This is a genomic window from Nitrospira sp. M1, assembly GCF_965152605.1.
Genome location: NZ_OZ224217.1, coordinates 2610360 through 2637170 on the forward strand (window position 1 = coordinate 2610360; position 26811 = coordinate 2637170).

Consider the following 26811-nt stretch of genomic DNA (forward strand, 5'->3'; position numbering starts at 1 on the left):
TTGTCCTCTAGTACAGGTAGCGAGTGTGGTGTGTGATGTGTTCATTAGTTCCAGGAAACGGCTCAGACTCCGTGCCAACAATGCGAATACACGGCGTACAGTTCATGACGGCAATACCTTTCCGATTGTCGCGAGCATTTGATCCGGGTTGAACGGCTTCACGATCCACCCTGTCGCCCCTGCACTTTGCCCTTCTTTCTTTTTATCCGCAGCCGACTCCGTGGTCAGCATCAACACTGGCGTAAACTTATGTGCCGCCATGCCCCGAATCGCTTTGATAAGGGATATGCCATCCATGTTGGGCATATTCAAATCAGTGATGACGAGATTAGGCTTGGCACCGCCGTTCAGTTTATCGACAGCTTCCTGCCCATCCCCAGCCTCTACCACGTCAAACCCTGCCCCCTTCAACGTGAATGTCACCATTTGTCGCATAGAGACTGAATCATCAACCACTAATACCGTCTTACCCATGGCCATACCTCGCTCCGGTTAAATTCGGTAACAGACATTCTCTGCCCCAACGCTTCTTTTCTTGTTGTTATTCATAACTCACGTCTGTGTCAGACTGCCCTAATTTTCATGGATTAAAACAAGGTCACACTTTCTTCTTTCGTTTCAGTGGCCGTTCCCACAACGACCGCTTCCTGCCCGTCTTTGGCCGCCTTCATCAGCACACGCTCGGATTCCATTGTGTACGAATTTTCTAACTCCTTCAGTTGATGAAACACTTCTTCTGGAAACACGGTCGAATCATCGTGGGATTGAAATTCACGTAACGGTCCATAAATGAGTTCCAGCGGCTGATAGACATGCTCCAACTTTTGCCGCGTGATGTCTTGAAACTGCATGGACATCACAATTTGTGAAATATCGTTTCCAAGTTCTTTTGCGCGATCGGTACTCTGCGTCATATTATCTTTCAGCGCTTGATTTTTATTCACCATCACTTCAGTCATTTCCATTACATGATGTTGAGCCGCCAAGGTGTCGGAAATGTCAAGGGACGCCAAGGATTGCAATTCGGTCATGGCAGACTCTGTCGTTTCTTTGACCTCAGTCGCCAATGTTCGAATCTGCTCTGCTGCTTGCCCAGATCGATTGGCCAGTTTCGTGACTTCATCGGCCACAACCGCAAAGCCTCGCCCGTGCTCTCCTGCTCTGGCCGCTTCAATCGCGGCATTCAATGCCAAAAGACGGGTTTGATCGGCGATAAACTCAACCTCTTCAACCACGTTTGCAATTCGTGATGTTGTCCCGACCGCCTTTTCCATCACCAACACCGTACTCAGCGTCACTTGTGACGTCGAGGTCACCTGACCGACAAACATGTCCATCGTCTGTCTGGTTTCATGTAAGATCGCCTCAACCGACGTATCGTTCCCTGATGAATCGATCGCTTCTCCCGCAACGAGCAGGGCCTCGGCTTCAGATGCTTGTTCTCGCGCACGCGTGGAGATGGTTTGGAATCGCTGTATGAGCCCAGACGCGGCCTCTTCGGTCTCTTGAATCACCGACTTCATTTGCCCGACAAACACTGGAAGCAACGGAGTGAGTGCTCGACCAAATGCTTGCCAACTTTGCGTCACGTGTCGTTGTTGTTCCAATTCGTCATTTCTGATCGATTCGTCACCAGAGGAGAACGATTCAGACTGGTGCCGCCTCCCGAAATACCCGACCAACACACCAACACACAACGCACCCATCACCCACCACCAATCCACGTTCATCGCCAACCTCCATTCAGACAGGGACGCACAAACTTTCCACCGTGGCGCATTATCTGATTGGTGTGAATGTTCGTGTTCATCGATACCCCCTCTTCTGATCGTTCTCGAACTTATTTGTCCTGGATCGTGACTAACTGTTCACACCCGACCCCAATAATTTTTTCACGTATCGCGGAAGTCATCCCCGTAATACCCAATGAGCCATGTTGCGACGCAGCGACCAATAACTGTATTCCAGAAGAATCCACGCGCTCAACGTCCGAAACATCGAGTTCACACGAACCGTCATGCTTGATTAACGCCAGTAAGGCTTCTCGAAACTCGGCGGCTTCAAAAATTGTGAGATCACCTTCCGGACGTAACACATGACCCTCAGCTTGTTCTTTGACCTCCACGGCAAACTCCATTTCACGAGTTGGGAATGAGTAATTGACAATGTTGACAGTGGCAGGATTTCAAGCACTGATTGGAAAGCATCCAAGACTCCCGACTTCTGGTAACTTTCGTCTCGTACCACCTGTAGACGACCATCCCATCCGGGTTGACTTTGTAAAGAATTCGGACTGAGCACTGAGACTCGCTTACGAGTGTTTTTGCTTAATTCAATGAATTTATCGGTCTTTACACTTGAGACTTAAGCGGTTTATTCATGAAATGTCCGATGTCGTAGGAAAGGTGTTTTCAGCAGCATGGGTGCTCTTGACGATAGACGATTCTCCCGACTCGCTCTGCGCCATCTGACGTGGATTCAGCGGAAGGGTAAAGTGGAACATCGCCCCATGATCAGGGTGGTTTTCAGCCCAAATATTTCCTCCATGACCGTGAATAATCTCACGGCAAATCGAGAGGCCGAGCCCGGTCCCTCCTGCACCGGTTCGTGTCATGCTACTTTGCACAAACTTTTCAAAAATTGTGGATAATTCATGTTCCGGGATTCCTGGACCAGCATCCCATATGGTGACCTGTACCCCTGGGATCGTGGAGAGGTCTGAGGTACGTCGTCCTTGCCGTACAGACGTAGCCTGCCACGACACCCGGACGTGACTTCCCGGGGGACTGAATTTCACCGCATTCGACATAAGATTCCATAAGACTTGTGTAATCCGGTCAGCATCTGCACACACACAGATAACCTCATGCTCTTCGGCAACAACAAGCTGTATCTCCTTCGCCTGAAGCAACGGAGCAATTTGGGTTTCCATGGAACGGAGTAACGCATTGATGTGACACGGTTGAAATGTCAACGGCATTTTTCCCGCTTCAAGCTTTGAGAGGTCCAAGAGATCATTCACGAGTAATAAGAGACGGTTGCCACTTTCTTTAATCTGCCGTAAGTATGATTGAATTTTCTCCGGAGTGGCCCGATCAAAGCGATCAATTCCCAAGGACGCGAAACTAAGAATCGCATGCATGGGAGTCCGCAATTCATGCGATATATTGGCAAGAAATACCGATTGTGAGGAATTGGCCTGTTCGGCAGCCTCTTTGGCATGTTGAAGGTCGGCGGTTCGATGTCGGACCAATTCTTCTAAATGCGAGAGCTGATGTTCCTGAACACGCTCACCATGTTTACGTTCGGTAATATCCAGAATACTCATCAACACCTTTTCCCTATGTGTTTCACCACTCAGATAATGCCTCTCTCTATGCTCCAAGCGATTGATTCGTATTTCGATAGGAAATTCCGATCCATCTTTACGACATCCATACAATTCCATGGGGGACTCAGGCGATACATCGAGCAACCACTGTTCAATCAACGATTCAGGACAGGAATTGGCCGTCCAATAACGTTCCGGAATTAACATAGCAATCGTGTTTCCGACCAACTCCTCTTGCGAATATTGATAGATCTGTTCAGTAATGTGATTCATGAGTTCAATGCGCCCACCGCTGGTGACTACCAGCATTGCGACAGGAGACGCTTCAACAATCGCTCGAGATTCATCGGCCATTCGTTGAACGGCTTGCTTGACCTCCTGGTCATTTTTGTCAGCCTTGTGAAATTGCCGACGAGCCCAGAGGAGAAGACCGAAGTGAGGCAGCAGAAATGACAGTCCCAACCACAACAATATCTTCCGCAACGTTCTTGCCGAAGCCACAACAGCCTCAACATCTTGCCGCAATAGGATTCCCCACTTGAACCCCTGAAACTCGGCGAATCCTGTCAATTGGGAATACCCGGTTATCACATCGGCATCTCGTTGTTCATGCCGTTCGACAAGAAACCCGGAATACCCCAGACTGACAGCCTCAACGGATGAATGATTCAACTGGCCGTGCGTGACCGTACGATGCTCTCCTACATTGGAATCCGCTAACACCACACCATCATGACGCAATAGCTGCCATTCAATTTTTGATGTGTGTCGGGTGTGTTGCTGTCGCACGTCTATCTCCCGCTCAAATTCGGCAATCAGATACTTCAAGGGTATGGAGGCAAACACCATCCCAACAGTCTGTACATTCCCATCCTGAAGCATCAGTGGTGCACCGAACAGAATGCTCAAGGTGTCAGGGGACCAGTCTCGAGCACGAGCATCATCCATGTAAATCTCACCCTGTTGTTGAATAGCGATAAACAGTGGACGATCGCTGAGATCTATTCCAATGAATGAAGCATTCGTGCTCGCAATGACCCGACCGTCGCGATCCGTGACACCAAGTGCGTCGTAAGCGTTCCCATACGCATATTGAACACCCTGTAACACCTTGGTGATCCGTGTCACATTGGTGTCATCGAGTTTTTTCATGGCGGCCAGCACTCGCATGTCTCCATATCGTTCAAATAGGATTCGATCGATGCGCTTGCCTAATGCTGTAGCCGTGGTGGCTAAGACTTTGCCTTCTTGCTCAATCCGGTCAACCTTCACCCAATTCCCAGCCATGATGCACAACACCCCAATGACACTCACCAGAGCAATACTGATGCACGTGAACCACCGTATTGTTTGAGATAATGGAGGTGTCATAACAAGAGTTTCGGCTCACATTCCGTTATAGCCGTTCCAATTTACTTCCGTCTGTACGACATGTGTTTTTGCGCTGTGGACATGATGTACATTCGGTTGGAAGTTATTTGGTTTCGCTATAAACTGATGGACATACAGACGACTCAGAGACTGATCAGCCCTCGAACCGAAAGATTATTCTCATCACAGATGGTCCTGGATACCCCGGCCAGTAGGGTAAATGGATTTCTGCTTACATGTATATGCGCACACAGGAGATTCAGAGATAAGGAATGATGGGGCAACACGTCTTACGATCTGGTCAAACACTCGGGGGTGGGCGTAGGGTGGACAGCGCCGGTGGGCGTATGAATGACACAGAGGACTTCATTGCCTTTCCCGCGATAGTGCAGCTGATCAAAGCACAACGCTTTCGCCATGGCAATCCCGCGACCATGACTGGCCAAAGCCAGATTTGGACTAAAATTTTCATATCGAGTCCAATCAAACCCTTCCCCTTGATCTGTAATCACTACATGAATCTCTTCAGCCAATCGCTGAAATGTTACCTCAACATACTTCGCCATGTTTTCTGGCATCGCAAGACGACGATGAATTTCCATCTCCCATTCCTCTGCATCTTGTAATTGAGTTTTTTCATCATAGGAGATCCCGAGGTTGCCATGCTCAATGGCATTCATGAGTAAATCATTCAACCCCATCACAATTCGTTCTGGCTCTGGACAGGCATTGGCTAACAGAACGGACAAGTTGTGAACATCTTCCAGAGTCCGTATGCGAAAGGTCCCAGCCTGCATCGTGCGAACGGAACGTGATTGCCGAAGTAAATCATTGTGAACCTCACGCTGCTTCACCGCTTTTCGAACTGATGAGGCGACGATACCCAACAACATGTCGCGATCGAACGGCTTTGTGAGGTAGTAGAAGGCTCCAGCCTCAATCCCTTCTTGTATCTGGGAAACGGCACCTGCAGCCGTTTGCATAATGACGGGAATTTCGCGTAGCGTCTCATGCGCCATCATTCGTTTTAACACCATCAGCCCATCAAGTTTTGGCATCATTCGATCTAGAAGAACTGCATAGAATGAGTCTCCTTCGGCTTCCAGAATCGACCAGGCCTCATCACCATCTTGTGCCTCAACGAGTGAATAGCCCTCGTCTTCCAAATATTCATGCAAAATTTGAAGATTGACAGAATCGTCGTCTACCAATAAAAGCCGCATAGGGTCCTATCCTACTTCATGACACATGTGAATTCGTCCACAAGTCGATCCAGATGGAACATCTTCTTGAATTTTCATGCTATCTGACAATACTGCTTCACCATGATCTGCTCGCTCCCCGTGCTCTTGGTTCATACGTCTTATTCAATGTCGATGGCGACCAATGCCACATCATCGCTAAAGGTTTGTTGCTTCTGCCAGGCTTGACTTTGTTGAACCACCCAATCAATGGCTCGATTCATGGGTTTTCCATGAACCGCACGGCATGCCTCTTCTAATCCGACTCGGTCCCATAATTTTTCATCAGGCGACATGACTTCATAGATGCCGTCGCTGAACAAATAGAGCCGATCCCCAGAGGAGAGTGTATACTGTTGGCTCTGATACGACTGCGTCAAACCAAACCCAACCGGCCAGGTTTTCGCTCCGAGTGTATCCGACATGTTCCCATTTCGTGTCACAATCGCTCCAGGATGACCGGCTGACGCATAACGCAACTGGAGAGTCGGTAAATGGAGACTCCCGACCCAAATGGTAAAATACTCACCTTGCTCGGTCAGTGGATTTTCTCGATTCAACCGTTCAACGATCTCACCTGGGTCGTAGGAAGGATGTTGCTGCGCAATATGCTCATCGCGAAACATGATCGCGAGTGAGACTGCGCGAAGAGCCGGTCCAATTCCATGACCTGACATATCAAGGATCATCAAGCCGAGATGTTCTTCACCCCAAGGCGTGACTTGAAATAAATCTCCTCCTAAACGCGAACACGGTAAGTACTGCCAGCCGACGTGTACGTTCGGGACAGGAGTGCCTCGCGCAGGCAATAAGGATACGACAAACTCTCCGGCTGACTGCAATTCTGCATCTAATTCAGCCTGTTGTTGCGAAATCACCTGATGAGAATGCGCCAACTTCTTGATAAGATGACAGGTCCGTAAGCCGGCATTAACCCTGGCATTCAGTTCTTCCTCTGTCGCAGCTTTGGTCAAAAAATCATCAGCGCCGCGAATTAACCCTTCTGCAATCTGTGCCGGTTGATCGAGTGCCGTCATTAAAATGATATAGATGGAGTGAAGCCGCTCATCGGATTTGACTGCTTCACACAACGCCGGACCATCCATCTCCGGCATCATCCAATCGGAAATGATTAAATCGACCGACTCCGACTCGAGCACTTCCAATGCTTGGTGCCCATTTTCTGCTTCAATGAGATGATAGCCAAGACGTTCAAGTCGTCGCCGGGTGATCATCCTGACCACCTTCTCATCTTCAACAAGCAAAATCGTGGGCTTCTGATCTCCGACAATACTCGAAACATCGGAAACAGACTGATCGATGATGGGTGGAATATCTGACGTAGACATTGCGAGCAACCTCCAAGATCTACCGAGTCTCTTCGGTTGGTCTATCGGAAAACTTCACGCGTCTACACGTGTCTATGGAGCGAGCATGCGATTGCTCACATCGTCAACACAACAGAGAAGAATCTCTTAGAAAATAGACACGAACAATGATGGCAGGAAAGATAGAGGAGAAGGGATGAAGACACACCAACACGACAGAACGTCATTACCGTGACAAGCGATTATGGAGATACGCTTTGAGGCGTATCATCGATTGGGCATGTAATTGACAAATTCGCGATTCCGTAACATTGAGCGTCGCGCCAATTTCTTTCATCGTCAATTCCTCAAAGTAATATAACGTCAGGACCAAACGCTGTCGTTCAGGCAAACGGTCGATGGCTTCAGCTAAGACTTTTCTCGTATCTTCTGAAAGCAGTGACTCGAGAGGATTCGGGTGATCACGATCTGCTAATGCATCAAGAATTGGATGGGAATCATCGTCATGGCTGCCTAAGTCTTCCAGACTCAACACGACCGATCCCTTGGCTTGCAGCAACGTCTCATCGACTTCTTCCGCCTCTATTCCCAATTCATTGGCCAACTCGGCTTCCGTCGGTGGACGACCTTTTCGTTTCGTATATTCATTCGCCGCATGTTGAATTTTGCCAATACGCTCCCGCATCGATCGCGGCACCCAATCCATGGCACGAATTTCATCCAGCATGGCTCCTCGAATTCGAAACTCCGCATAGGTACGAAACTTAATTTCGCGAGAAGGATCGAATTTGGTAATGGCATCGAGTAACCCGACGGTTCCGGCACTGATTAAATCTTCGACATTTAATCCGCTTGATACGCGGATAGCCAAGCGTAACGCCATATACTTAATAACCGGGACAAAATCTTGGATGAGTTGTTCACGTTCATCCCCTTCCAATATCATTTTGGTCGGTATAGCTTGCTTGGTGTGCACCGGTGTTTTTTCAATGATTGCTCGCTTCATGCTGTTTTCCCCATTTCTTCATGTAGCGGACCAAGACCTGCGGCCCCAAACAATTGATAGCCCCCTCTCAGAGGATGATCACGTTTCCATTGCCCCACTGCCGTGCCAACTCTGGCAAACGCTCGACTCGCTGTCGATCGTGGAAAGGCCGTCATAACCGGACGTTGTTGAGAGACCGCAAGTGGGACACAGTCATCACACGGTATCGCCCCAATATAATCCAATGACACATTGAGAAATCGGTCAGTCACTAAACTCAATTTTCGAAATACGTCCTTGGCGTCCATGGGCTTTCGCACCATATTCACAAGTAATCGAAACCGTCGCTGTTGATACCGCGTCGAAAGCACTTTGATGAGCGCATAGGCATCCGTCAAAGAACTCGGCTCTGGAGTCACGACAATTAATGTGTCATGCGCCACGATACTAAAATACAACACGTTGGCAGACAGTCCAGCTGCACAATCAATCACAAGTAGATCCGGAGGATGTTCCAGTTGCAGAAATCCTGATTGCAGTACTAATTGTTGGTCATAGGTTAAATTGGATAATTCGTGTATCCCTGAAGCCGCTGGAAGAATTCGAATGCCTTCCGGCCCTTTCACCATGACCTCCTCTAATGTCCGCTCACCACTCAGGACATCTTCAATGGTATGCGTGGGAGCCAGGCCTAACAGAATATCAACATTGCCTAATGCCAAGTCTGCATCCAACACAAGCACTTCTCGTTTTTGACGAGCACAGGCCACTGCAACATTGATCACGACATTTGTTTTTCCCACTCCCCCTTTTCCTGAACTCACCGCCACGACTTGGACCGGACGATGGTGAGGAATATCAGGTTGCAACACAGCTCTCAAGCCACTCGCTTGGTCCAAGACTGGTGGCTGTCGACGTTTCATATTTGCAAACATAGGCTGAGGCGTCTGATCAATCACGAAGAAGCTCCTAACACTGCAGACTGTTCTACAGGGCGTTGTTGAGGGTGAGCACTGACAAGATCAACGACGCGTCCGTTGGTCGCAACCTCTAAATCCTCTGGCACGCGTTGTCCCATCGACATATACGAAAGTGGTAATCCCGTATAATGCAAGACATTAAATAATTTACCGAGATGGGTCACTTCATCGAGTTTCGTAAACAAGAGTTTGTGAATCGGAATCGTTCTGTATTGCTGAATAACATCATGCAAGACGGATTCGGTCGTTGGCGCAGCCAAGACTAAATGGGTTTCGATCTTGAGTTGTTGTTGCGCGATGGCTTTCAACTCTTCTTGCCCCGTTCGATCTCGCGGACTTCGGCCCGCTGTGTCAATGAGAATCAATTCAGCTTGAGGATGTCGATTAATACAGGCAGTCAGATCACGCGGAGACATCGCGACTTCTAACGGGAGCTTCAGGATTTTTGCAAAAACCCGAAGTTGCTCAACGGCTGCAACTCGATATGTGTCGAGCGTAATGAGTACGGTTTTTCGAGGCTGCTCCGCTTGTGTCGCCCAACTCGCAAGCTTGGCGACCGTCGTCGTCTTTCCCACCCCCGTTGGACCAACCAACATGACAACCTGTTGAAGTCCTCTGGTCCCAGAAAGCGATCCAGAGACGGAGATCGACTGCTCCATTCGTTCTCGTAATATTTCATGTACGGCTTCACGATCCTCAAGCCGTGACGTGCCGAGCGTCTCGGCAACGGATCGAAGCAATTCATGAGCTAAAGGCGCCTGAATGCCTTCCGCCACCAATCGTTCATACTCTGCAGTCAAATTACCTGGCAAGGTATCAACCTGTTTCCGCATACGGTCACCCAAGGCCTCCCCCACAATAATCCGAAGACCTTCAAGTTCTTGCTTCAGGGGCCTCACCACCGACTCCGGGTCCTCTCGTTCTGCTCGCAATCGTTGCAATTCTTCACGAACGGCGGTTAATTGCTCAGTAAATGGATCTAACAGAGTCGCCATTCGTAGTTGTTCTTCAAAATCTGTACGAGACTTCGTTGCGTGATCCGGCTCAGCGGCTTGAGTAGACGTGCGGCGATCGGGGGCAACCGCCTTTTCCGTTTGACGGACTCGCGCAAGGATATCTTCTCCGATATTTCTCTGCTTTTTAGCCCGGTCAATCGCTGCCGTCACTTCAACCACGGGCTGACTCAGCAACCCAAATAACCCACCACCTTTATGGATACGACGGGTTGAGACAATCACGGCATCCGGACCAAGCTCAGCTTTGACCGACTGCAGCGCCCCTTGTAATGTCAGTGCTTCAAACCGTTTCAGCTTCATGCGGCAACCTCACAACTTCGATGGCTTGAATTTTGGCTTTCCCATCTATTTCATTCGGCGAAAGCACTGCTAACGTTTGTAATCCCGGCGAAACCATTTTATACATATAACCTCGTATGGCCTGAGAGCATAAAACTATAGGTTGATATCCTTGACTCACGGTGCGCTCAATCGCTTTCTTAATTGATTCGATCAATTGACTCATGAGCGAGGGAGATATACCTGCCCCTCCGCCATGTCCCGGGCTAATGGACTCCACGAGCCGCCGATCCAATATGGGATCTAAACTGATAACATGCACCATCCCCTCTGGCGTGACATATTGATTCGTTATCGTCCTAGATAAATTTTGCCGGGCATATTCTGTCAACAAATCGGGATCTTTTGTCTGGGAGGCATAATCTGCCACCGATTCCAGAATTGTTCGTAAATCACGAATCGACACGCGTTCACGTAAGAGATTCCGTAGTATTCGCACAACAGCTCCTAATGAAATTTGAGTCGGAATGAGATCATCCACAACTTTTGGATACACCTTGGCTAGATTATCCAGCAAGTTCTGGACCTCTTGACGACCGAGGATTTCATGCCCACTTGCACGAATGATTTCGGTTAAATGCGTCGCAATAACAGCTGCACCATCGACCACCGTGTAGCCATCCATCTGCGCCCGTTCTTTATCTTGCGGAGTTATCCACAATGCCGGCAAACCAAAACATGGATCTTTTCCGGGTTTCCCCTCAATGCCTTTTTTCGCAGAACCTGGATTAATGGCAAGAAGATGACGAGGAAGGAGTTCGCCTTTTGCGACCTGTATTCCTTTCAACAACACACTGTATTCATGTGGTTTTAATTGAAGATTGTCTCGAATGTGAACCGACGGTACGACGAAGCCTAAATCTTGTGCCGTTTGCCGGCGAATAGCCCGCACACGATCAAGGAGTTCACCACCTTGTGCCGTATCGACTAAGGAGACTAGGCCATACCCTACGTGCAACTCTAACAAGTCCGGCGGTGTCACGGACTCAACAGATTCGGCCTCTGTCGCTGACGGTTTTTTGGCATCAGTTGTCGGCACTTTTGGCGTTTCTTCTTCCGTAGTCTTTTTATGCCATAAGACATAGGCGACTCCTCCTGCGACTCCGCCTAATGATAAAAATGCCAGATGTGGCAGTCCTGGAATAATCCCGAGAAACACAAAAATGCCTGAGACCACTGCAAGCAGATGTGGATTGAAGAGAATCTGATCCGTTAGGTCACGGCCTAAACTCGTCTTGGTACTGACTCGTGTAATGATAATGCCGGCAGCCGTTGACATAATGAGGGCAGGCACTTGAGCAACAACCGCATCACCAACCGTTAAGAGCGTAAACGTCTGGGCAGCTTGTATGATCGACATCCCATGCTCTAAGACGCCAATGGCAAGCCCTCCCACAATATTAATAAAAATGATGAGCAGGGCTGCCACAGCATCGCCACGTACGAATTTACTCGAACCATCCATGGATCCGTAAAAATCTGCTTCTTGTGAGATGAGTTCTCGTCGTTTCCTGGCTTCTGCTTCATCGATAATCCCGGCATTCAGATCAGCATCGATACTCATTTGCCGTCCAGGCATCGCATCCAAGGTAAAGCGTGCAGCGACTTCGGCAATACGTCCGGCACCTTTGGTGATCACCACAAAGTTAATGATCACCAAAATGGAAAACACCACCAACCCCACTGCAAAATTTCCACCGACCACGAAGTCTCCGAAGGCACGAATGACCTCTCCTGCGGCCGCAGTGCCTTCATGACCATTCAAGAGAATCACACGAGTCGAGGCGATATTGAGAGCCAGTCGAAATAATGTCCCCAAAAGCAGCACGGCGGGAAATACCGAAAAGTCTGCGGGACGACCGGCATGCATGGTCACCAAGAGCACTAAAATGGCCAGGACGAGACTAAAAGAAAGAAGTAAATCTAGGAGAAAAGACGGAAGCGGCAACAGCATAATCAGGAGAATGCCGACGACGCCAATAGGGAGCAACATATCCCCATAGTGTGAGGGCATGAGTTGCTCCTTCAATGATTTGCTATCAAATGCCATGGACTTCCTTTACGTGAGAATGCAAAGTGAAAAATGCAAAGTGCAAACATAGAGCCAACCTTCAAAAGACAATAGTATTTTGTCCAGATTCTTCACTCTTCACTTTACATTTTGCACTATGCATTGTTTTAACTCGCTTGTTCATTACCCTGTCGCAATCGATAGACATAGGCCAAGACTTCAGCGGCAGCACGATAGAGATCACCAGGAATGGTTTCTCCAACTTTCACGATACGATAGAGACCACGAGCCAAACTACGATTTTCAATAATCGGCACACCAGCATGACGGGCAATCTTTTTAATATTTTCCGCTAACACACCAGCACCTTTCGCGACGACTAATGGCGACTCCATAGTGTCTGCGTCATATCGTAATGCAACCGCAATATGTGTAGGATTGGTAATAATGACATCGGCTTGTGGAACTGCCTGCATCATTCGCTGTCGTGCGCGCTCTCGTTGTAAACTCATGCGTCGAGAACGCACTTGCGGATTTCCCTCAACATCTTTGGATTCATCTTTGGTCTCTTGCTTTGTCATTTTCAAATCTTCAGTCGTTTGCCAGCGTTGATAGATAAAATCAATAATCGCGAGCACCAACATCACTGCCCCAACCCAAAAAATAATTTGAAGCGCAATATCCCATGTCGTGGTGAACGAATCTTGAAGACTTACAATTTGTAATTGCGTGATCGCTTTCAAATTCGGACGCACGATGGCATAGACAATAGAGGCGATCAGCCCCACCTTTAACAATGATTTTGTGAGCTCCACGACTCCACGAAGGGATACGATTTTCTTGAATCCATTTTTGGGATTGAGCTTTGAAATTTTTGGTTGTAAGGCACTCTCTACCCACAAGGGACCCGTCTGGAGCAATAAAGCCATGACTCCAAGGGTCGTAATGATTAAGGCAAACGGCAGAAGCGGGAAAAACACTTGTTCCACAATCATCTGTACGTAGATTCGAATCGATTCCGGCGTAATCTGATACGTCCCGATCATTTCAAACCATTGTTGACTGTTATGTTGGAATTGCCGCCAGGCTGTAGGCGCCCACAAGGAAATCATTCCCGCCCCGCCAAACAACACCACAATAGGCGCCAACTCTTTGGTGGTGGCGACTTGCCCCTTTCGGCGTGCGTCCTCAAGACGCTTGCCACTGGGTTGTTCTGATTTTTCTTGCCCTTCTTTATTCTCAGCCACGTCCCAGCTCCTTCAGAATATCCCACAGCACGGTTTCCATCCCGAGAATGGATTGTTGAAGAATCATCGCCATGAGTGGAAGCCCAAAGCCTAAGACCAGAAGACCGACAGAAATCGTAATCGGAAAGCTTGTAACTAACACATTCATTTGAGGGACCAAGCGTCCTAAAATACCTAACGTCAAATGTATCAAAAACGTGGCGGCGATCACGGGAAAGGCTAACTTCAAACCTGTCAACATCATGCCTTGTATCAGTTGAATCATGTCGACCATGAGCGGTGGCTGTATGCGTGAACCAAACGGTGGAATGAGATTAAAACTACTGCCTAACGCCAACAGAATCAGGTGATGACCGTCGAGTTGAAAATACAGTAGCGTGGCAATCACCGTCAGCAGTTGTCCAAACACGGGGGTCTGAAGTTGTGTGGCTGGATCGACGGCTTGCGCAAAACCAAATCCCACTTGGAACCCCATCACCTGCCCAGCAAATTCAACTGAGGCCATGAGTAACCGCGTTGTCAACCCTAAGGTAAAGCCTACAAATATCTCAGCAGTTAACCCCATTAACAGCGTTAAAGGCTCTAACCAATTCTGGTCAAAATGCACCGTGACGACAGGAGTCAACAATATGGCAATACCGGCAGCCATCGCGACCTTGATTCGAATCGGAACATTTCGGCCACCCAGAAGTGGCAGCGCCGATAAAATTGCGGCCGTTCGTACAAGAACCACGATAAAACTCCATAGCTCTTGAACCGCGAATTCAAAGTTGATCATCTCAGCGCAGAGAACGTGAACAGCATACCGGAAGAGACACGCATGGTGTCCTGCAAAAGAATGAGACTCGCTAACGCTCGTTGATCATTCACGTGCTACACCATGTCCTGTTCCGCCGTTTCATCATTTTCACAATTGTTCACGTTTATCGAGCAAACTCAGGAATTTGTGTCCATACCGACAGCATAAATCCCAGAATGGTTTGTAAAATCCACGGGAATCCCACTAAGACGACAAGAAACACGGTCACGATTTTGGGAACGAAGGTGAGCGTTGCTTCATTGATTTGCGTCATCGCTTGAAATGCACTGACCATCAACCCAACCACAAGACTCAGCCCGAGCATTGGCCCGGCTACGAGAAGAATCGTTTGAATGGCTGAAGTCCCAATGTCGAGTACTCGTTCTGGCGTCATGATTCACACTCAATGACAAAGGCAAAGTGCAAAATTAAAAGTGAGGCATACGAGTATTGACTATTCCTTGGTGCCCGAATAATTTTCATTTGACATTTTTCAATTTGCACTGCGATTACTGAAAGCTCTTCATGAGTGAACCCACAATAAGAAACCATCCATCAGCTAACACAAACAAGACAAGCTTAAATGGTAATGAAATCATAACCGGAGGTAACAGCATCATGCCCATCGACATGAGAATGCTCGCCACAATCATATCGATAACTAAAAACGGAACATAAATGAGAAATCCAATTTGAAAGGCTGTCCGGAGTTCACTCGTGACAAACGCCGGTATCAGCACATGCAAGGGAACGTCCTTCGGACCATCAAGATTTTTGAGTTGAGCCATTTCCACGAATAAGGTCAAATCTTTTTCCCGAACTTGCCGCAGCATAAATTCTCGAATGGGCGTCAACGCGCGCTCCATGGCGATCTCTTCATCGACTTGTTGTTCGATATACGGATTAATCGCCTGAACACGAATTTCTTCCCATACCGGCATCATAATAAACATCGTCATAAACAACGCCAACCCAATCACCACTTGATTGGGTGGCGCATGCATCGTACCCATAGCTTGACGCAGCAAACCTAAGACGATGACGAGTCGGGTGAAAGAGGTCAACAGAGTCAAGAGCGCTGGAGCCAGGGAGAGTACGGTGAGAAGAACGAGAATTTTTATCCCGATCGAATACGGCTCCGTTCCGTCGGCTCCCGACAATTGAAAACTTAACAACGGGTCTTGTTTCACCTGTGCATAGGCATGTGTCCCCATGAGCACGAACCCGAATACACTACCTCCCAAAAGAACGTGCAGCCCCCTTAACCTACGAAAGACTGTTTCTCGTGCATAAACCATATTCATCGTGACATTCTTGGATATCTCAATACAGATGAGAGCAATTAGGTTACTGATTTGGGGTGTTCCTGTATGACTGACGCCACCTGACCCGCTCGTTTCCACACACCAAGAGGTGACAATCCAAGTCGAACGACTGGATTGTCTGACGTCGTTCGAAGCTGTTCGATCTGCGCCTTATCTGTCACTCGTGTTAATAACGTCAAATCTCGAGCTGTGGCTCCAAGGACAAGAACTTCTCCTGCCACTTCGACCAGCATGATCGTTTTTCCTTGGCCTAATCGAAGACCTCCCAACATTCGAAGCACGGACTTGCCAAGATGACCGGTCGATTCCCCCATCACTCGTCGCAAGACATACATTCCTCCAAGCAACAATGTGATGACAACCGTAAGCGCTCCTGCCATTTTTAATGCTTGATCAGCTAGATCCATTTTTTGACTCGTTATTCGTTGCTCGTTGCTCGTTGTTCGGTTTTTCCTTCACGCTGTACGACTCTCGCTTCATGACAGATTATTCACACGCTCGGTTTGACTGACCACATCAGTCAAGCGAATACCAAACTTCTCATTCACCATCACCACTTCACCTCGAGCCACGAGTTTTTCATTGACTAAAACCTCCAAGGGTTCGCCTGCTAATTTATCAAGCTCAACAACCGAACCTGGACCCAATTGAAGAAGTTCTTTAATGACCATTTTGGCACTTCCCAGTTGTGCAGAAATGACTAATGGAATATCCAGAATTCGATCGAGGCTCATATCCACCGGTTCATCCGCTTCAGGTGCAGACATCACCGCTGTGGACGCGGGAGCAGGAGGTGGTGCCGGAACTTGCGCGGCTACTGCTTCAGCCATGGCTTTGGCCATTTCTGCTTCGGCGTCCATTTCAGGATCGAAAGTCTCTTCGTTCTCTTCACTCATACGCGCGATTCCTTTTCATGACATGTGAGCAAACACTCAACGTCCCCATTACTCTTTCGGCAGCATCATTGACTGAATCTGAAACGATTGCGAAGCTTTGGTGACACCGGGAAATCCATAAAACTTAGGAACACCTTCAATGGTTCCAATCAGTGGTTCATCTGTGGGTTGCTCTAAGACAATGACGTCTCCTGCAGAAAAGTTCATCAAATCTTCAACCGATATTTTGGTTGAACCCAAATGCACCGACATCGTGACTGACGTTTCTCGAATGCGTTCAGAAAATCGATTCACCCATCCTTGATCGACTTCATAAAAATCACTCTGAAAGCTCACTTGCAGACGTTCACGAAGCGGCTCAAGCATGGCGTAGGGAATACAGAGATGCAGATCGCCGACAGCATCACCCAACTCAATTCCAATCGTAATCACAATCACAATGTCTGATGGAAGGACGATTGAGGCCAATTGCGGGTTCATTTCCGACCGAACAGCTTTGATGTTGACTTTATGTACCGGCTCCCACGCTTTTTCAAGATTGGCGAGTCCCATCAACATCACTTTTCGCATAATACGTTGTTCAATTAACGTAAAGTCCTGTCCTTCCGGCTTGACATGCGTCTGACCCGTTCCACCAAAAAAATGATCCACCAGTAAATACACCGTCGCCGCATCGGTGGCAGCCATGGCATACCCTCGCAACGGTTCCATCGAGATGACTTGTAGATAGGCAGGGACAGGTAAGCGACGAGTGAATTCACTAAACTTCAGGACGGATTGATTGGTCACCGTCACTTCAATTGTTTTTCGAAGTACTTCACCGAGAGACAGTCGAAAGAGCCGTGAAAATTGTTGGTGAATGACGTCAAGCGTGGGCATTCGCCCACGAACAATCCACTCTTGATTCCCGAGATCATACGGAACGGGACCTTCCTGTGGCTCCTCGGGTTCGGGAGCAACTTCTTCGACATCTCCGCCTGTGACCCCTCGAAGCAGGGCATCGACTTCATCTTGAGATAAAATATTTTCCATATAGTTTCACGCAAGGACACATGATATGGCAGAGCTCGTCTGGCATTGTCATCCGGAACAATTCACTGATGCCTTGAAGCAGCGAGGGTACGTTTTACTGAATAACAAAATCAGTAAAAAACACATTTGCAACTTTTCCTTTATTCATGACTCCATTTGCGCGCGCAAGTATTTCATCACGCACTCGACGCTTTCCATTGGTCGTACGTAATATCTGAGACTCTTTACTAGAGAGTAAGACAAGCAACGCATCCCGAATGGCTGGAACCTTGACCGGGTAATCTGTCTGTTCTTCAGCACGATCTAATTCAAGTTTGATAGATATTTTCAAGTAACGTAATTCATCTCTATCAGCCAAATTCAACACAAACGGGTCAAGTTCAACGATAGGACCTGGCTCTTCACCATGTCCCTCTGTCCCATCCTTTTCATGTTTCTTTTCTGTCGCATGCGCCTCTTCTTCTTCACCGGATCCCATCATGAACCATGCCGCCCCTCCCCCAGCTCCTAACACGGCTACGGCAAGAATAATAAGAATCAATAATTTCTTACTTGATCCTCCACTACCTCCCGACTCTTCAGCTTTTGCGTCCTCGGCCATGGTGACCCCTCACTCACAGATGACTATTTACAATATGACTTTTCCATTCCCTAAGGTCAGCAACGTTCATGCCAAGCATCATTCAAAAGTCAGGCACCGTTCCAAGGTGCCTGATTTCTAGAAAACATACAGAAAACCCTATGTTTTTCAACGGGAAACTGGAGACAAACCTCATCGCACATCCGTTCCATTCATCAAGCATGTATTCAGAACGACCCGCTCCCACCAGCTGACTCACTAGCAAATCTGTCAATTTCAACCGCAACCCGACGCAACCTCTGACACTTGGCCACCTGTAATCAAAACATCATCAGGTACATGACTGCAGCCTAGTCTACCTTCCAACAGCTTTCCGTCATTCAACTACCGTGGCCAAGCACATCTGTAACAAAACACCACCTGGCATATGACTCCAGCGTATGTTGCACGTCAAGAGCCCACAGTCATTCAACGACCGTGTTCACTTGAACACCTGTAATCAAAACATCATCAGCTACCTGAGACCAGAGTAGGTTGCCTATCAAGAGCCTTCTAGCACACAACTATCGTGTTCAAGCACCCAAACTACTAAATGTGAAAAGACTGAATAAGAAAGGCAAAGGATTTCAGAAGAAAATACGGCAGGAGTAAACAGCACAATCACCAGCGGGGCAACAATAAAAATAAGACGCCAGAGGAAAATATGACCATTCCTCTGACGTCTCACTGTTTACCCACCACGGGTTACCGTGACAAATTCACAAGTTCACCAAGAAGGGTATCAGTCGTGGTAATGATTCGGGCATTGGCTTGAAATCCTCGCTGCATCGTGATCATGTTGACCAATTCATCGCCAAGATCGACATTCGAAGCCTCCAGGGTGTTGGCAAAGATTTTTCCAAATCCACCGGTACCTGGCGCACCATTGAGTGGACCTCCAGAATCCCCACTTTGAATGAACAGATTCCGCCCGATTGGTTGCAACCCTTCCGCATTACTGAATCGGGTCAGTAAGACTTGTCCGATATTCCTTGTTGTCCCATTAGAAAATCGGCCCAAGAGTGTCCCATCTTCTCCAATAGACGTCCCAGCCAGCGTTCCATTCGCAAATCCATTTTGCGATTGTGTAAGAATCACCGATCCACCACCTTGCTGGAGCATCCCATCCGATCCTGCGCCACTATCAGTGGTGACACTGGTTCCAAAATTAAACGCTAGGCTCGCTGCAGCGATATCTGCCGCTCCATTCGTGAAAGTCAATCCAGTGCCACCAGTATTATGATAGGTAACCCCACCTTCAACATCCAACAAGCCGCCGTTCGTGAATCCTAGGGTCCCTGTGGCCACAAGCCTCGAGTTTCCATCAGTCGACAAGTTCCCTGCGGGAACGGCTTGAGTCCCGGTCGTGGAAAATTCCGAAGCGTTTCCTACAATGTTATATTGCCACGTATTGTTGCCGGTTTTGTTAAAGTACATCGTCACACCGTGACCAAATCCGAGTGAATCGAATAATTCAAACCCGGTACTGAATGACGAGGAATTAATTGGATCATCGATATCGAATGTCGAGGTCGCAGCGCCAGCACTCAGATTGCCTGACATGTCAACGGTTGACGTGACCGTGCCTACCTGTTGCGTCGTGGTTAAGATCAAATCTCCAATCGACCCTGTAATCACACCATTGGCATCGACTTGATATCCTTGAAGTTTCAAGCCTGCGGCACTGGTGATATTGCCTAATGTATCCGTGCCAAATTGACCGGCGCGTGTATAAAAACTATCGCCATTGGCATCGACAACTTGAAAGAACCCATCGCCGTCGATCGCTAAATCTAAAGAATTTGAAGTTGTTTGGAGTGACCCCTGGCTAAAACTGGGGTCGATGCCTAAGACACGAACACCTCGGCCTTCAACTAATGAATTCGTGGTCCCCCCCCCTCCAAATGAGGCACCAAAAATATCGCCAAAGGTCACGGTTCTCGATTTATAGCCAGTCGTTTGCGCATTCGCAATATTGTTTCCAATTTCACTGAGTGCTCGACTCGTCGCATTAATTCCGCTTGTAGCTGTAAAAAAGGCTGAAGTAATTCCCATGTGCGTTCACTCCTTCTCCGGCAAAAATAACTTTAAATTTCATAACCCATGATTATTGAGTTTGGACAGATAATATGTCATCAGATAACAACGTTTTCCCACTTACTAACGTAATAAGAGGCTGTTCGTCGCCTATCATCACACTTTTGACGATATCACGCATGAATGTCGTCGCGAGCACTTCCTTTCCATCGGGATTGATGGCTTTAGGAAGAAAACTATACGTTCCGGCATCGACGCGATCTCCACTTTGATCTTCTCCATCCCAGACAATTTGATGTGCACCAGCCTCTTGAGAGCCTAGATTCGTGAGTCGTCGAATCACCGTGCCTTTTTCATTGAGAACATCGATTTCCACCGTTTTGGCATTTTCCTCTAACACATACGACATCGTCGCATCTCCGGTTTCCTGCAAGGGAACCACATTGCCTTGAGCGCTAATCTCCCGACCTATCAGATTGACTAACTCCATGTTAGACTGTCGAGAACTTTGCCCGATGAGACTTTCAAGATTTTCATTAATATTGGTGGTTTGCTCTAACGATGTAAACTGCGCCAATTGCGCAATAAAATCTTCATTTTCGACGGGGTTTGTCGGGTCCTGACTTTCCAATTGTGACACTAATAATCGCAGAAAGACATCACGTCCCAATTCTTGAACGTTCTCGGCCGTAATCGCATTTACCGGCCGATTTTGAGGTTCTAAAAGAGATGTGATTGCATCCATGTTTGCTGTCTCCTTCTGTCAACAATGATATCCCAGTACGTTGTTTCTCGGACTTTACTATTTAAGCAACCAAATGCCATCCTCGATCCTGTTGTATCGTGGTTCGAACATGCTCCAATTCATGCGAACTCGCTAAGCCTTCTCCTTGCTCACTGAATCGTCCTGACTGCTCATGACCGCCAGAGCTTTCACTCCCAAGTTCTTCGTGTAAATGTGAGTTGTCTTCATGCACATCGAACTCTTCTAACTCCATCTCCGCTTGTCCAAGTTGCGCCTCTAATTGCTGAACATTTTGAGAGGCCAAGGCTCGCAGCACAGGATTGTCAAGAAGGACCCCTGCATATACCTGTCGTTGCTGCACACCAATATCGACCTGCATCCGTGCGGCTTCGGATAATTGCACATCAATTTGCAAACGATGTGGCACTGACGCATTGAATAACTGAAGACGTTCATCAAAACTTCCACCTTTGGCGACCAAGCTCGTTTGACTCGTCAATACGTGAGAGCCAGGAGACGAATCAAAAACTTGTCCTTGGCCAGTGCCGGTGTGATTGCCAAATGGAAGACCATGCCCCCCATGTCCTGTCCCACTTTCAGCACCCTGTGTTGTACCAAGAGGTCCGAGTATTTTACTCTCTCCCTCAACGCGAGAGAGTCCTTGCGTCAGTTCATCTCGAGACGTCTGCAGTATGGTTCCGCCTGTCAGGTTTTCCGCAATCACCTGAGGAGTCGTCCCAACGCCTTCAAGGCTGACTGAAAGCCGTTGGGCAGTAACACCAGGATCAGGGGATGTTGCCGGCGCAGCGGTCGACAAAAGACGTGGGTCAAGAATGCCTTGAGAAGTATCACGGACAAGAGGCTGCACCCGTACATCATTCCCAATGACTGACTGAGCTACGGCTCCAGACTTCTCGCTCGTAAGAGTCAGAATTTGTGCTGGGATCGGAGAATTAGTATCCGACTTCGTGATCCCGCGAACCGCTTCGCCATGTGCAGGAGCAAGGCCCTCACCTAGATTTGATCCAAGACTATTCAATCGATTGAGAAGTGCTTGAGCTTGCAGGATGAAGGCATGACCTTCATCCTGATTCGAAACTGCACCGGAGAGCGTCTTGAGTGTGTTCGCGGCATTCAAGCCATGTTGAGTAGCCTCACCGTTCGATACGGGTGTCGACGCCAATTGAAGTGAAAACGTTCCCTGTTGTTCAAGCAAGATCAACCCTTGACCCGCAAGCTCATCAAGAATTTCCTGGTCAGTCAGTACGGTTTCAGAAAGGATGGCCTGGCCATCCAAGGAAAGCAATGCTGTCGAGGCTTCGTCCTGCAGTGCAGGCTGAAGGCTGCCTAACACGTCAAAAAATGTCTGCGGCCCGCCGCCTTGATCAGACAATTCATGACGTAAACCATTCGCCCCCGCTCCTACATGTCCTGAGACATCATTTGGGGAACTGGTAAAGATGGGAAGAAAGGAACTGATCATCGTATGTCTCTACCTCGTATCTGCATACGCACTCCCGTTTACTTCTTTGCCGATCTCTGAAAGTTTCGCAATCCGTGTGAAAGTGCTGCAGCCTTTTCAGGATTGACTCCCGCCAACACCACGGCAGCTTTTTTACTCTTGATTCCAGACAAAATTTCCAAGGCTAAACGCTCATCCATTTTTTCAATCCTCAGTGCAGCTTCTTCCGGGTCCATGGCCCCATAGACTTTCACTAAATGCTCTAGTGCAGGATCCTCTTTGGGTTGTTGCTGTTTTTTTTCATCAAGTGTTGTGGCCTTGCTCTTTAACCGTTCGGCTTCTTTCGTTTGACGTTCGGCCAGTGCCTCAACATCACGTTGCAGTCCTTCTATTCGTGCTTCTTTTTGCTGCAAACGCTGTTCCCGCTCTTCCAGATCCTTCAACCGCTTTTGCAGTTGCTGAACGAGAGAGGCTTCTTCGCTGAGCTCTTCAACTGACTCAGTACTCTCAACACTTTGATTTTCTTGAGATGTTTCCTCAGTCACTTGATGTTCTTCACCCACCGAATAGGAGACTGAAACAACGGCAGTCCCCCCAAGGACGATCAAGACCATCCACCAGGGAAGAATCCCGAAACGCGGCAATATTTTTCTACCAGGCGAATTTTGCATAGTCGATACTCCTACTACTTGCCTTACATCTAAAGTCCAATGTCATCAGGTAACGCCCTGTTCCCGCTGGAGCCTGGCGAATTTTGCATAGTCGTTACTCCTGCTATCTGCCTCACACCCAAGACCCAACATCAACAGCTAACACCCCGTGCCCGCTGGTGCCTGGCGAATTTTGCATAGTCGTTACTCCTGCTATCTGCCTCACACCCAAGGCCCAACATCAACAGCTAACACCCCGTGCCCGCTGGAGCCTGGGCGAATTTTGCATAGTCGTTACTCCTGCTATCTGCCTCACACCCAAGACCCAACATCAACAGCTAACACCCGGTGCCCGCCGGGGCCTGGCGAATTTTGCATAGTCGTTACTCCTGCTATCTGCCTCACACCCAAGGCCCAACATCAACAGCTAACACCCCGTGCCCGCTGGTGCCTGGACGAATTTTGCATGGTCATTATTCCTACGATAGTTTTTTAACTTTTCATTAAGACGTATAGCCGTGCCATGCCCTTCCGTCTGTACGAAGTGTGTCCGTGCGCTGTGTGAGTGGGGGTCATTTGGCTGGAAGCTATTTGGTTCCACGATAGTCTTTGGGGATACGATTGCGTCAGAGGACATGGTGCTCGAGCCCACTGCTCACTCCACTGTTCATTGCCTATGTTCTTTGTCGTCTCAGTTTTGACTCCCTGCCGAGGTTCGTCCCGGCGGCCGAGGCCCTTTTGTTTCGGCAAAAGGACCCAAAACCATTGACGCCCAGGCCAGGTTCATCGGATGAGCTGAACCCCGGTTGGTGGGGCGGGCTAACTCGCTGCGCTCAAACAAGCCCGTCCAGCATGAGAGGCGTTCACTCAACGGACTGGCCTGCAGGCGTGAGAGCATAGGTACTAAGAAAAAGTTAAAAAACAATATTTGCCGTCATAGGTGTACGCTTCTTATGCAAACCCTTCGCGAGAAGTGATTGCATGCTTATGAGCTGTGGCTTCTTCCATCATCGCTTGCTCTTGTTTCTCAAGTTTTTTCATATACGCGGCCTCTTTTTTCTCAATGACAATTTCAACCACGCGCCTGGCATGATGAGCCGCCTGCAAACGTTTTCTGAGACCGACGAGTTTTCCGTCGATTTCTTGCATCTTCATCGCCTGCATCTCTAATAGTCCTCCGGTTTCATCCAGCCATCGGTACCGCTGCTCGGCAAATATCGTATCGACTCCGGATTGAAGGCTTCGGTCTAACGATATCGCTAAATGATCGATTTCATTCCGCAATTTTTGTGTCTTAGACTCTTCGCGTGACTTCTCCAGTTCTGCAAACATCACTTCTTCTCGAATGACGTCTTCAACTTGCTTTCGATATCGGAGAAGTGAGGTCCAATTCATACTTGGCCTTTCCCATTCGCATATGCCGTGGATACATGCTTGGCGTGTTGTAATAATTCATCTAACGCGTGAACACTGTCTTCTATGCTGACTCGCGTCTCTCGTTGCTGCGTTAAAAATTGACGTATGGAATCACGCATCGTGATGGCCACATCCAATTTGGCATTACTCCCTGGCTGATAGGCTCCCAGATTGATCAATTCTTCTGAGTTTTGATACACCGCCATGATTTCAAGAAATGATCGAGCCGCATTGAGATGCTCAGAAGGCACGACATCCGACATCACCCGACTAATACTGCCCAGAACATCAATCGCAGGAAAATGTCCTTGAGTCGCCAAATTTCGAGACAAGACAATATGTCCATCCAAAATTGCACGCACAGCATCTGCAATCGGGTCCGTGAGATCATCGCCATCGACAAGTACCGTGTAGAGCCCCGTAATCGATCCGCCTCGAGCCGGTCCGACACGCTCTAAGACTTTTGGGAGTAGATTAAAGACGGATGGGGGATATCCCTTGGCGGTTGGCGGCTCCCCGACCGCCAGCCCGATTTCTCGCTGTGCATGGGCTAAGCGAGTAACGGAATCCATCATGAGAAGGACATGTTTTCCCTGGTCACGAAAGTATTCGGCGATAGCGGTCGCCAGTAGGGCGCCACGTAATCGAACGAGTGGGGATTGATCGGAAGTCGCCGCAATCACCACGGAACGCTGCAATCCTTCGGGCCCAAGTTCCCGTTCAATAAACTCTTTCACTTCTCTTCCACGCTCTCCGATGAGCGCGATCACGTTCACATCAGCTGAAGCATGGCGGCTGATCATACCGAGTAACACACTTTTGCCAACACCACTTCCGGCAAATATGCCAAGCTTCTGACCAACACCACAGGTCAGGAGGGCGTTCATCGATCGAAGACCAAGATCCATGGGTTGTACAATTCGATCACGCTCAAATGGCGTTGGAATCTGTCCGCTGAACGGATACGCTTCAGTGAATGGAATCGGACCTCGCCCATCAATGACTCGCCCCAACCCATCTAAGACACGGCCCAAGGTCAAAGAACCGACCCGTATATGCGAAGACCGGGAATCATAGAGAATACGGTCGCCCGCACGAATGCCTTGCATATCTCCATACGGCATCAGCAGCACACGACCCTGTCGAAACCCCACAACTTCACCTTCCGTCACGGTCTCCCCTGATTCTTTCAGTATATGACAGCTTTGCCCGACAGTAACCGGCGGACCAGTCCCTTCCACTGTCAGACCCACAGCGTTCACGACTCGCCCAAAGACTGTGATGGAATCAGTTTCGTTAAGACGTGGGAGAAGGCTCGACAGGTTCATCAGACTCACCTTCCGGCTGTAACGCTTCACCAATAATTTTCAATTGCGACTCGATACCAGCATCGATATAGAGGCCTTCTGTTTGCAAGATACACCCTCCAACCTCGATAGCTGGATCACTTTCAATGCGAATGGGAGGACTCGTTCCATCAAGCGTTGTAAGCTGACCCTGCAGTGTTTGTAGAGAGTCGACATCATCAGGATGCACATGCAGAGACACCCCGCTCGCTGTGGAAAGTTGCTTAAAGATATGGTTGACTTGCTCAACCACGACCTCTTTATGCATCGAAACCTCACGATGAATCACCTTTTTTGCAATGGCTAACGCTAATGCCACGACATCTGATTCGACTTGCTGCAGCATATGAGCCCTTGCGGCGGCCATTTGCTCGACCAGCATCAACGCGCGTTGCGTTTCCTGATCGACTTCAAGACGACATTGCCGTTTTCCCTCTTCAATCCCAGCCACTTTTCCTGCGGCAAATGCCTGACCCTGAAGATCCGAACAATCGTGCGGCAATGCAACGTCTTCGACAGAGTCTTCTTCCACGTTCACAATCTGACGCTGACTCATGTCTCTCGCCAACATCGGGATGAGTTCGGCCATCTCAAACGAGTGAACAGCAAGCCGTTGATTTTCAGATTTAATCACC

General features: G+C 48.5%; 25 protein-coding genes. All 25 read right to left on the reverse strand.

Features of this window, described 5'->3' with window-relative positions; all coding sequences use genetic code 11:
• Positions 1–102: 102 nt before the first annotated feature.
• Complete coding sequence (locus ACWHX8_RS11940) at positions 103–474, reverse strand: response regulator (protein WP_447968352.1); 372 nt, start codon at positions 472–474, stop codon at positions 103–105.
• A 113-nt stretch (positions 475–587) separates the two neighbouring features.
• Positions 588–1730 (reverse strand): methyl-accepting chemotaxis protein, encoded by a 1143-nt coding sequence (locus ACWHX8_RS11945; RefSeq protein WP_447968353.1) that lies wholly within the window; start codon positions 1728–1730, stop codon positions 588–590.
• A 110-nt stretch (positions 1731–1840) separates the two neighbouring features.
• Positions 1841–2125 carry an STAS domain-containing protein gene (locus tag ACWHX8_RS11950; protein ID WP_447968354.1) on the reverse strand — a complete coding sequence of 95 codons (285 nt, stop codon included), beginning with the start codon at positions 2123–2125 and terminating at the stop codon, positions 1841–1843.
• 252 nt (positions 2126–2377) lie between these two features.
• Complete coding sequence (locus ACWHX8_RS11955; RefSeq protein ID WP_447968355.1) at positions 2378–4702, reverse strand: ATP-binding protein; 2325 nt, start codon at positions 4700–4702, stop codon at positions 2378–2380.
• A gap of 290 nt (positions 4703–4992) precedes the next feature.
• Entirely contained in the window at positions 4993–5925 is a 933-nt protein-coding gene (locus tag ACWHX8_RS11960) for a response regulator (protein ID WP_447968356.1), read from the reverse strand.
• 140 nt (positions 5926–6065) lie between these two features.
• Positions 6066–7292, reverse strand: a complete 1227-nt coding sequence (locus tag ACWHX8_RS11965; RefSeq protein ID WP_447968357.1) for a PP2C family protein-serine/threonine phosphatase — start codon at positions 7290–7292, stop codon at positions 6066–6068.
• 205 nt (positions 7293–7497) lie between these two features.
• A complete protein-coding gene (locus tag ACWHX8_RS11970; RefSeq protein WP_447968358.1) occupies positions 7498–8277 on the reverse strand; it encodes a sigma-70 family RNA polymerase sigma factor in 780 nt (259 codons plus the stop codon).
• Positions 8274–9215 carry a MinD/ParA family protein gene (locus ACWHX8_RS11975; RefSeq protein WP_447968359.1) on the reverse strand — a complete coding sequence of 314 codons (942 nt, stop codon included), beginning with the start codon at positions 9213–9215 and terminating at the stop codon, positions 8274–8276. Before ACWHX8_RS11975 ends, ACWHX8_RS11970 begins: the two co-directional genes overlap by 4 nt.
• Positions 9212–10552: a flagellar biosynthesis protein FlhF gene (gene flhF, locus ACWHX8_RS11980; protein ID WP_447968360.1), complete on the reverse strand. Its 1341-nt coding sequence runs from the start codon at positions 10550–10552 to the stop codon at positions 9212–9214. The genes ACWHX8_RS11975 and flhF overlap by 4 nt, the downstream gene beginning before the upstream one ends.
• Positions 10533–12605, reverse strand: a complete 2073-nt coding sequence (flhA, locus tag ACWHX8_RS11985) for a flagellar biosynthesis protein FlhA (RefSeq protein ID WP_447968361.1) — start codon at positions 12603–12605, stop codon at positions 10533–10535. Before flhA ends, flhF begins: the two co-directional genes overlap by 20 nt.
• Before the next feature lie 164 nt (positions 12606–12769).
• The gene (flhB, locus tag ACWHX8_RS11990; RefSeq protein WP_447968362.1) at positions 12770–13849 is read right to left on the reverse strand and encodes a flagellar biosynthesis protein FlhB; all 1080 of its coding nucleotides are present in this window, start codon (positions 13847–13849) and stop codon (positions 12770–12772) included.
• Positions 13842–14582, reverse strand: a complete 741-nt coding sequence (gene fliR, locus ACWHX8_RS11995; RefSeq protein WP_447968363.1) for a flagellar biosynthetic protein FliR — start codon at positions 14580–14582, stop codon at positions 13842–13844. The genes flhB and fliR overlap by 8 nt, the downstream gene beginning before the upstream one ends.
• 190 nt (positions 14583–14772) lie before the next feature.
• The gene (gene fliQ / locus ACWHX8_RS12000; RefSeq protein WP_447968364.1) at positions 14773–15042 is read right to left on the reverse strand and encodes a flagellar biosynthesis protein FliQ; all 270 of its coding nucleotides are present in this window, start codon (positions 15040–15042) and stop codon (positions 14773–14775) included.
• A 115-nt stretch (positions 15043–15157) separates the two neighbouring features.
• The gene (gene fliP, locus ACWHX8_RS12005) at positions 15158–15952 is read right to left on the reverse strand and encodes a flagellar type III secretion system pore protein FliP (RefSeq protein ID WP_447968365.1); all 795 of its coding nucleotides are present in this window, start codon (positions 15950–15952) and stop codon (positions 15158–15160) included.
• A 38-nt stretch (positions 15953–15990) separates the two neighbouring features.
• Positions 15991–16380: a FliO/MopB family protein gene (locus ACWHX8_RS12010; protein WP_447968366.1), complete on the reverse strand. Its 390-nt coding sequence runs from the start codon at positions 16378–16380 to the stop codon at positions 15991–15993.
• A 69-nt stretch (positions 16381–16449) separates the two neighbouring features.
• The gene (fliN, locus tag ACWHX8_RS12015) at positions 16450–16869 is read right to left on the reverse strand and encodes a flagellar motor switch protein FliN (protein WP_447968367.1); all 420 of its coding nucleotides are present in this window, start codon (positions 16867–16869) and stop codon (positions 16450–16452) included.
• A 48-nt stretch (positions 16870–16917) separates the two neighbouring features.
• Positions 16918–17901, reverse strand: a complete 984-nt coding sequence (fliM, locus tag ACWHX8_RS12020; RefSeq protein ID WP_447968368.1) for a flagellar motor switch protein FliM — start codon at positions 17899–17901, stop codon at positions 16918–16920.
• A 94-nt stretch (positions 17902–17995) separates the two neighbouring features.
• Complete coding sequence (locus tag ACWHX8_RS12025) at positions 17996–18502, reverse strand: flagellar basal body-associated FliL family protein (protein WP_447968369.1); 507 nt, start codon at positions 18500–18502, stop codon at positions 17996–17998.
• A gap of 723 nt (positions 18503–19225) precedes the next feature.
• On the reverse strand, positions 19226–20575 hold the full coding sequence (locus tag ACWHX8_RS12030) for a flagellar hook protein FlgE (protein WP_447968370.1): 1350 nt from the start codon (positions 20573–20575) through the stop codon (positions 19226–19228).
• 52 nt (positions 20576–20627) lie between these two features.
• Complete coding sequence (locus ACWHX8_RS12035) at positions 20628–21302, reverse strand: flagellar hook assembly protein FlgD (RefSeq protein ID WP_447968371.1); 675 nt, start codon at positions 21300–21302, stop codon at positions 20628–20630.
• A 61-nt stretch (positions 21303–21363) separates the two neighbouring features.
• On the reverse strand, positions 21364–22785 hold the full coding sequence (locus ACWHX8_RS12040; protein ID WP_447968372.1) for a hypothetical protein: 1422 nt from the start codon (positions 22783–22785) through the stop codon (positions 21364–21366).
• Between the two features lie 38 nt (positions 22786–22823).
• Complete coding sequence (locus tag ACWHX8_RS12045; RefSeq protein ID WP_447968373.1) at positions 22824–23435, reverse strand: MotE family protein; 612 nt, start codon at positions 23433–23435, stop codon at positions 22824–22826.
• 930 nt (positions 23436–24365) lie between these two features.
• Positions 24366–24809 carry a flagellar FliJ family protein gene (locus ACWHX8_RS12050; RefSeq protein ID WP_447968374.1) on the reverse strand — a complete coding sequence of 148 codons (444 nt, stop codon included), beginning with the start codon at positions 24807–24809 and terminating at the stop codon, positions 24366–24368.
• The gene (locus tag ACWHX8_RS12055; RefSeq protein WP_447971907.1) at positions 24806–26167 is read right to left on the reverse strand and encodes a FliI/YscN family ATPase; all 1362 of its coding nucleotides are present in this window, start codon (positions 26165–26167) and stop codon (positions 24806–24808) included. The genes ACWHX8_RS12050 and ACWHX8_RS12055 overlap by 4 nt, the downstream gene beginning before the upstream one ends.
• Positions 26127–26810 carry a FliH/SctL family protein gene (locus tag ACWHX8_RS12060; RefSeq protein ID WP_447968375.1) on the reverse strand — a complete coding sequence of 228 codons (684 nt, stop codon included), beginning with the start codon at positions 26808–26810 and terminating at the stop codon, positions 26127–26129. Before ACWHX8_RS12060 ends, ACWHX8_RS12055 begins: the two co-directional genes overlap by 41 nt.
• Position 26811 lies beyond the last annotated feature (1 nt).